This is a genomic window from Streptomyces sp. NPDC054770 (assembly GCF_053611985.1).
Genome location: NZ_JBSHBL010000077.1, coordinates 41,451 through 49,013, shown reverse-complemented (window position 1 = coordinate 49,013; position 7,563 = coordinate 41,451). Strand labels below are relative to the sequence as shown.

The window sequence follows — 7,563 nt, the reverse complement described above, 5'->3', positions numbered from 1 at the left end:
TGCGCGGCCCGGGCCGGGCGGATCCCGATCAGCGCCACGGCGATCACCGCGGCCACCAGCATCCCGATTCCGCCGACGAGGGCGCAGGTGTGCAGCGCGTCGGTGAAACTCGCGCCGTAGGCGGCCTGCGCCTGTCCGGTGCTCGCCGGGGTCTTCAGGTGCAGGAAGGCGCCGGCCTGGATGCCGACGCCGGACACCAGGCCGTTCACCTGGCCCTGGTCGGCGGGGCTCAGTCCGGACGAGGCGAGGTGTCCGGGCAGCGTGGCCAGGGTGCGGTGGGTGAGGATGACACCGAAGACGGCGGGGCCGAGGGCGCTGCCGATCTGGCGGAGCGCACTGTTGGCCGCGGCGGCGGTCCCCCCGAGCCGGTGCGGCAGGGCGTTCATGGCGATGGTGGTGATCGGCGCCATGGCGAGCGCGATGCCGATGCCGAACACTCCGATGACCAGGGCGGCCTCGCCGGTGCCGGTGCCGGCCTGGAAGGCGTTCATCAGGAGCGCCCCGATCCCGCCGATCACCAGACCGGTGACCAGGAGCAGGCCGGGCGTGGCCCGGTTCATCAGCCGCCCGACCAGCGGGCCGAGCACCACCGTGAAGCCGTTGATGGCGATGAGACGGATGCCGATGTCCAGGGTCGAGGCGTGGTGGACCAGCCCGAAGTACTCGCTCAGTGCGAAGACCAGGCCGACCTGGGCGAACAGCGTGACGGCCATGACGAGCGCCGCTCCGGAGAACGCCGACGACTTGAACAGGCGCATGTCCAGCATCGGGCAGGCGGAGCGGAGTTCCACGAGGACGAACCCGACGGCGCCGAGGGCGGCGGCCACGAAGGCGATCACGACCTGGACGGACGACCAGCCGGCGCTGCCGCCCTCGATGACGCCGTAGACCAGTCCGGTGATGGCGACGACGGCCAGGAGCTGGCCGGGGACGTCAAAGTGCCGTTCGCGCTCCGCGCGGGAGTCGGTCAGGACGACGGCGCCGATCACTGCCGTGACCACGGCGAGGACGAGCGAGGGCAGGAAGATCCAGCGCCAGCTCGAGTGCGCCACGATCACGCCGTTGACCACCGGGCCGAGGGTCAGTCCGAGGCCGAGGGCGGCTGTCCACAGGGCTATCGCGCGGGCGCGTTTGCGGGGGTCGGGGATGACATGGCCGATCAGGGCGAGCGTGGACGGCAGCAGCGCGGCGGTGCCGACGCCGGTGAGGGCCTGGCCCACACAGACCTGTACGACGCTGCCGGCGGTCAGGCAGACCACGCAGCCGAGGCAGAACAGCGCGAGTCCGGCCAGATACGTCTTCTTGCGGCCGTAGAGGTCACCCACCATGCCGCAGGTCAGCAGGAGTGCCGCGGTCGGCAGGATGAAGGCGTCGGTGATCCACTGCAGGCCCTCGGTGGAGGCGTCGAGTGCCTGCTGCATGACGGGGAGCGCGACGGAGACCCCCACGACCGGCAGGTAGGAGACGAACACCCCGAGGCAGGCCAGCACGATGGTGGCCGTGATGTGCCGGCTGCCGGTGTCGGGCGGCGCGGACGGGGACGAGGCAGGAGAAGGCATGGCCACAGGGCACCTCGGAGCAGTGGAGTGACAGGGCGACGTATCTGGGCGGCGCTGGGGTGACCTGTCGACTCCCGATCGACGGGTGCACCGCGGCTCTGCCGCCCGGACCGACAGCGGGAGCCGCGCCATGGCGGTCCCGGCTGCCGTCCGCGCGGCGCCTGCGCGGCGGGTTCGACCGGAATCTCCATTGACGTGAGGCACTGCTGTCGGGGCAGGCGTTCGGACCGTATACCGACCTGCGGCCTGCGGAGATGCCCTTGGCCCTCCAACATACGGTTAACTACGGTCTCGCCGCCCCCGATCACCGTAAACGCGGAAAATCCGACACACGCAAAAACCCGAGCCGCGCCAAGGCCGTGTGCTGCGTGGCGGCATGCCCGCGTCTCAGGTGAGTGCCGGGTGGTTCAGGACGGGAGTGTCCAGCTCTGGTTGGCGGCTCCCGAGCAGGACCAGATCTGCAGCCTGGTGCCGTTGGCCGAGCTCGGTCCGGTGGCGTCGAGGCACTTGCCCGACTGCGGGTTGACCAGGGAGCCGTTCGCGCCGGACTGCCAGACCTGCGATGCCGTGCCGTTGCAGTCGTACAGCTGCACCTTGGTGCCGTCGGCGGTGCCGGCCCCGGTCACGTCCATGCACTTGCCGAGGGCGCCCAGGGTTCCGGCGCTGCCGACCGTCCAGTTCTGGGCGGTGGTGCCGTTGCAGTCGTAGAGCTGTACGGCGGTGCCGTTGGTGCTGCTCGCGCCCGCGACGTCCACGCACTTGCCGCCGTACCCGTGGATCGGGCCGGTGGCGTTCGTGGGCGGGGTGACCGGACCGGACTGCCCGGACGCCCACTTGATCTCCTGCAGCAGGAGCTGGTTCTGCTGGGCGCTCGCGAACGTCGACGACAGGGTGGTGTTGGTCGCGTAGTCCATCGCGTTGTGGCCGAAGTTGTTGTAGACCATCTTGTAGTTGCGGTTGGACCAGACGATCGGGTAGTAGCCGCTGTACCAGGTCTGGTTGGGGTCGGTGCCGACCGGGAAGGTGGACGGGGCCATCGAGGCGAGGATGTCGATGGCCGGGTTCTGCCGCAGGTCGTTCTGCCAGCTGTACCACTCGCTGACCGAGGACGTGATGGTGGACGGCAGGTTCGCGGTCGCCGGGTGCGAGGGGTCGTCGATCTGCAGGGTTTCCTGGGTCGGCCCCCAGGAGTTGCTCTTGAAGGTGCCGGTGCCGAGGAAGGTGTTGTGGTACCAGGGCCAGTCGCTGGTGTCGTCGTTGTACGCCGAGACGTGGAAGCCGATGAAACCGCCGCCGCCCGCCATGTAGTTCTGGAAGGCGGTCTGCTGCGACGCGGTGTGGGGATAGTTGTCCAGGAACATGACGACCTGGTAGTTGGCCAGGGTCGAGGCGTTGAGCCGGCTCCAGTCCGTGGTCGCGGTGTACGTGAAGCCGTTCTGCGCGCCGGCCTGCGGGAACCAGGTGTTGGCCTCGTGGTCGAAGCTGATGTGTGCCGCGTCGTACGTGCCGTCGTAGAAGGCGATCACATTGACGGGGGTGGCGGCGTGGGCGTTGCCGTGGGCGGGGCCGGCCTGGATGCCGAGCACGACGGCGACCAGGGCGAACAGTCTTAACAGGGTGCGGGGCCAGGTGAGGTGCGGGTGGGGGGTGATCATGCGGCGGCCTTCCTCATACGTGACCGCCGGATACATATCCGGCTGAGCCGCATTGAAGGCCCCGCTACGCGTACATGTCAATGGTGCAGACCAAGTAGGCCCTGTGGGACCGCCTCACCGTCCCGTTCCACCTGCCGCGCGGCGACAACCGCACCGAGGAGGCGGCACCCTGGTACGAGGAGGACGCCGTACGGCGGGCCCTGCGGTGTACCTCGAGAAGAACAGCAAAGTCCTCCTGGACGCCGGGACAGCCGGTCGGACACGACGGAGGGAGCGCAGCATGGGCAGGCACAGCACGATCGGTGTACTCGGCGCGGGCGAGGTGGGCCGGGCGGTCGCCGGTCAGGCCGTCCGGCACGGTTTCGGGGTGGTCATCGGCAACAGCCGGGGCCCGGACTCCCTCCGGGCGGTGGTGAGCGAGCTGGGGCCGACAGCCCGGGCAGGGGCGGCCGCGGAGGCCGCACGGCAGGATCTGGTGTTTCTCGCGGTACCGTTCTTCGCGGTACCGGAACTGACCGGTCTCACCGACTGGACCGGGAAGACGGTCGTCGACACGACCAACCAGTTCGCCGCGGCCGACCCCTGGCGGGGCCGGTACGACGTCGGTGACCTCACGGGCAGCGAGTGGGTCGCCCGGCACCTTCCCGGTGCTCGGGTGGTGAAGGCCCTCAACACCCTCTTCGCCCCGTTCATCGCCGCGGATCCCCGGCATGCCGAAGGCCGGCAGGTCGCCTTCTACGCGGGTGACGATGCCGACGCGAAGGCGGCCGTGGCCGAGGTGCTGGACTCGTTCGGGTTCGCCGCCCTGGACCTCGGCGGCCTGCGGGACGGCGGGCGGCTGATGCAGCTGGACGGTCCGCTCAGCGCGAGGCACCTGCTGTTGCAGGATGTCGGCTGACAAGCCGCCCGAAGGCCGGCCGCGGACCACGTGCCGTACGTGATGCCTCCGGTACGACTGGGGTGCCAACCTGGACCTCGGAGCCAAGAGCGGGGATCGAGAGGAATGCGGATGACGATCGCGGTCCTGGACGACTATCAGGGTGTGGCGCTGAGCCTGGCGGACTGGGATTCACTCGGCGTCGACGTGCAGGTCTTCTCGGACGCCTTCGGCAGCGAGGGCGAGGTGGTGGCCGCGCTCGCCGACTTCGAGGTGGTCGTGGCCATGCGCGAGCGGACCCCTTTTCCGGCGTCCGTCCTGGACCGGCTGCCGCGCCTGAAGCTGCTGGTCACCACCGGGCCGGTCAACGCGGCGATCGACCTGGACGCCGCGCGCCGGCTGGGGATCACGGTCAGTGGTACCGGGTACTTCTCGTACCCGACGGCCGAACTCACCTGGGGGCTCATCCTCTCCGCGGCGCGCCTGATCCCGCAGCAGGTCGACTCGGTGCGCCGGGGCGGCTGGCAGCAGGGCCTGGGGACGAGTCTGCGGGGCGCCACGCTGGGCGTGCTCGGCCTCGGCCGGCTGGGCACCGCGGTGACCGAGGTGGGGCGCGCCTTCGGCATGGAATGCATCGCCTGGAGCCAGCACCTGACGCCTGCGGATGCGCGGGCGAAGGGAGTGACCTACGTTGCACGGGACGAGCTGTTCGAGCGCTCCGACGTGCTGAGCGTGCACGTGGTGCTGAGCGAGCGCACCCGGGGCCTGGTCGGTGCCCGCGAACTGGGCCTCATGAAGCCGACGGCGATCCTGGTGAACACCTCACGCGGGCCCGTGGTGGAGGAGGCGGCGCTGATCAGGGCACTGAGCGAGGGGCGGATCGCCTCGGCGGCACTGGACGTCTTCGACCGCGAACCCCTGCCGGCCGGTCACCCGCTGCGTTCGCTGCCGAACGCCGTGGTGACCCCCCATATCGGCTACGTCAGCCGGGACCTGTACGAGGTGTTCTACCGGGACGCGGTCGAGGACATCGCGGCCTGGCAGGCCGGAACGCCGGTGCGGACCCTCTTCTGACCGCCGGCGGGCCGGCCGGCGGTACGGCGCCACAATCGATGGAGGTCTCTCCGATGATCATCGACGCGGCAGAACTGGACGCCGCCCACGCCTACAAACTGCTGATCGGCAGCGTCGTTCCGCGCGCCGTCGCCTGGGTGAGCACGGTGTCCCGGGAGGGCGTCGCCAACCTCGCGCCCGTCTCGTTCTTCACGGTCGTCGGCCGCAGGCCGCCGATGGTCTCGCTCACCCTGCAACCGCTCGCGGACGGGACGACCCTCAAGGACACGTACCTCAACATCCGTGACACCGGGCAGTTCGTCACCAACATGGCGACCCTGCCGCAGGCCGACGCCCTGCACGCGTCCGCGTTCGAGTACGAGCCCGGAGTCGACGAGTTCGAGACGCTCGGCCTGGCGAAGGCACCGTCCGTCGTGGTGAGCGCGCCCCGGGTCAAGGAGGCGCCGATCTCCTTCGAGTGCGTCGTCGACCGGATCATTCCGGTCGGCGACGACGGGGTCGACCACGTGGTGTGGGGCAGGGTCGTACGGTTCCACGTCCGGGACGACCTGTACCTGGAGCGCGGCCGCATCGACACCGCCGCGCTGCCGGCCGTCGGCCGGCTCGCCGCCGAATACACCCTGGTCGACAACGTCTTCACGACGCCTCTCGACAAGGAGGTGCTGGAGGCCCGGCGCGGGCGCCGGATGGAGCGGCTGGACGCGAAGCCGGGCAACTGGTCCCCGATCGACACCGCGGAGTGGTCCCCGTCCGGTTCCACGGCCGCTCCCGGCACGTGAGCCCGCTCAGCCGTCGTACGGCATCACCCTGACGACCTTGCCCTTCGCGTCCGTCTGAAGGTACCCGCCCTGGGTGTGCTCGTTGCTGAGGTAGACGGACATCCCGGCGGGGTCGCCGAGGGCGTTGCCCGGCAGGTCCACCAGCAGGTAGCGGCTGGTCGGGTGGGGCACCTTGAGCTGCTGCCGGGCCTGGGCCAGCAGCGAGGGGACCTTGTCCCAGTCGAAGCCGTCCAGGCGGACTGGTGTCTCGTTGCCGGGCAGGGCGCCCTCGATGATGTCCTTCTGCACGCCCTGGCCGGGGCGGTAGGTGTACATGTCGTACGCGGTGTCGCTGCCCTTCACCATCACCCAGGCGATGACGTAGTCGGGATACACCGCGAACTTGCCGAACCGGTCCCGGCCGGTCTGCTTCTCGAAGGCCGCGGCGGCGGTGCGGATGCCCTGCGGGGTCAGCAGGTCGGTCGTGGCGGCCGTCCGTGCGGCCGTGGGTGAGGCGGTGCTCCCGGCCGAGGGCGATGTGGTGGCGGGCGCGGTGGTGGGGTCGTTGGCCCCGGAGTCGTGGCTGCCGGTGCCCGGCAGTTGCGTCAACGCGATGGCACCGGCGACGGCCACCGCGGCCGCGGGCAGGAGGAGCAGGGTCCGGCGGCGGCGCGGGGCGGGTCCGGGGGACGTGGGCGCCGTGTCCTGCGGTACGGCGTCCTGGGGCGGGGCGTCCCGCGGTGGCGCCGACGGGGGTTGCAGAGGGAAGGAGGTGGGCGACTCGGTCTGCCGGGCGGCCCGGGCCAGCATCCGCTCCAGTTCGGCGGCGTCGGGGCGGGCCGCCGGGTCGCGGACGAGGACGCGGGTGAGGACGTCCGTCAGGACCCCGGCTCGGACCGGCGGCGGGACGTCCTCGCCGAGGACCGCGGCAAGCGTGGCGAGGGTCGTGCCCCGGCGCAGCGGATGGTGGCCCTCGACGGCGACGTACAGCATCATCGCGAGCGACCACAGGTCGGCGGCCGGCCCGCCGTCCTTGCCGGAGACGCGCTCCGGCGCCATGTAGTCGGGAGTGCCGATGACCGACCCGGTGGCGGTGAGGGCGGTGGCCTCGCGGACGGCGGCTATGCCGAAGTCGGTGAGCACCGGGCGGCCGTCGGGGCGCAGCAGGACGTTGGCCGGTTTGACGTCGCGGTGTTCGATGCCCGCCGCGTGGGCGGCGCGGAGGGCGGCGAGCACCTCGCGGCCGATGCGCGCGGCCTCGACGGGGTTCATCGGGCCGGCGGCGAGGCGGTCGGCCAGCGAGCCGCCGGTGACGAGTTCCATGACGATCCACGGGTAGGTCCCCGGGCCGCCGTCGACGATGTGATGGATCGTCACCACGTTCGGATGGTCGACCCGGGCCAGGGCACGGGCCTCCCGCAGCACCCGCTCCCGCAGCAGCCGCGCGGCCTCTGGGTCCCACTCGGCGAGCCCGGGGTCGGACGGCCGGACCTCCTTCACGGCCACACTCCGGTGCAGCACCAGGTCGGTGGCGCGCCACACCATGCCCATGCCGCCACCACCGAGCCGTGCCACCAGCTCGAACCGCCCGTCGACAACCCGTCTCGCGGGGTCGCCCCTGCCCTCGTCGTTCATGCGCG

At 71.1% G+C, this 7,563-nt stretch carries 6 protein-coding genes; 3 read left to right on the top strand and 3 right to left on the bottom strand.

The window, feature by feature from the left end:
- On the bottom strand, positions 1–1,559 hold a 1,559-nt coding region (locus ACWGKQ_RS41935), incomplete at its 3' end, for an MFS transporter (RefSeq protein ID WP_453297293.1).
- A 407-nt stretch (positions 1,560–1,966) separates the two neighbouring features.
- Complete coding sequence (locus ACWGKQ_RS41930; RefSeq protein ID WP_453297292.1) at positions 1,967–3,214, bottom strand: ThuA domain-containing protein; 1,248 nt, start codon at positions 3,212–3,214, stop codon at positions 1,967–1,969.
- A gap of 280 nt (positions 3,215–3,494) precedes the next feature.
- Between ACWGKQ_RS41930 and ACWGKQ_RS41925 the strand changes: the two genes are divergently transcribed.
- The 3 genes from ACWGKQ_RS41925 (at position 3,495) to ACWGKQ_RS41915 (ending at position 5,944) form a co-directional block, all read left to right on the top strand.
- Positions 3,495–4,112 carry an NADPH-dependent F420 reductase gene (locus ACWGKQ_RS41925; protein WP_453297291.1) on the top strand — a complete coding sequence of 206 codons (618 nt, stop codon included), beginning with the start codon at positions 3,495–3,497 and terminating at the stop codon, positions 4,110–4,112.
- A 111-nt stretch (positions 4,113–4,223) separates the two neighbouring features.
- Complete coding sequence (locus ACWGKQ_RS41920) at positions 4,224–5,165, top strand: D-2-hydroxyacid dehydrogenase family protein (protein WP_453297290.1); 942 nt, start codon at positions 4,224–4,226, stop codon at positions 5,163–5,165.
- A gap of 53 nt (positions 5,166–5,218) precedes the next feature.
- Positions 5,219–5,944 (top strand): flavin reductase family protein, encoded by a 726-nt coding sequence (locus ACWGKQ_RS41915; protein WP_453297289.1) that lies wholly within the window; start codon positions 5,219–5,221, stop codon positions 5,942–5,944.
- A 6-nt stretch (positions 5,945–5,950) separates the two neighbouring features.
- Here the strand turns inward: ACWGKQ_RS41915 and ACWGKQ_RS41910 are convergent, their stop codons facing one another.
- The gene (locus ACWGKQ_RS41910; protein WP_453297288.1) at positions 5,951–7,558 is read right to left on the bottom strand and encodes a serine/threonine-protein kinase; all 1,608 of its coding nucleotides are present in this window, start codon (positions 7,556–7,558) and stop codon (positions 5,951–5,953) included.
- Positions 7,559–7,563 lie beyond the last annotated feature (5 nt).

What these genes read in the sequence shown, in the direction of transcription:
- ACWGKQ_RS41930 (WP_453297292.1), bottom strand. Translation starts at nt 3,214, where the DNA reads ATGATCACCCCCCACCCGCACCTCACCTGGCCCCGCACCCTGTTAAGA.
- ACWGKQ_RS41925 (WP_453297291.1), top strand. Translation starts at nt 3,495, where the DNA reads ATGGGCAGGCACAGCACGATCGGTGTACTCGGCGCGGGCGAGGTGGGC.
- ACWGKQ_RS41920 (WP_453297290.1), top strand. Translation starts at nt 4,224, where the DNA reads ATGACGATCGCGGTCCTGGACGACTATCAGGGTGTGGCGCTGAGCCTG.
- ACWGKQ_RS41915 (WP_453297289.1), top strand. Translation starts at nt 5,219, where the DNA reads ATGATCATCGACGCGGCAGAACTGGACGCCGCCCACGCCTACAAACTG.
- ACWGKQ_RS41910 (WP_453297288.1), bottom strand. Translation starts at nt 7,558, where the DNA reads ATGAACGACGAGGGCAGGGGCGACCCCGCGAGACGGGTTGTCGACGGG.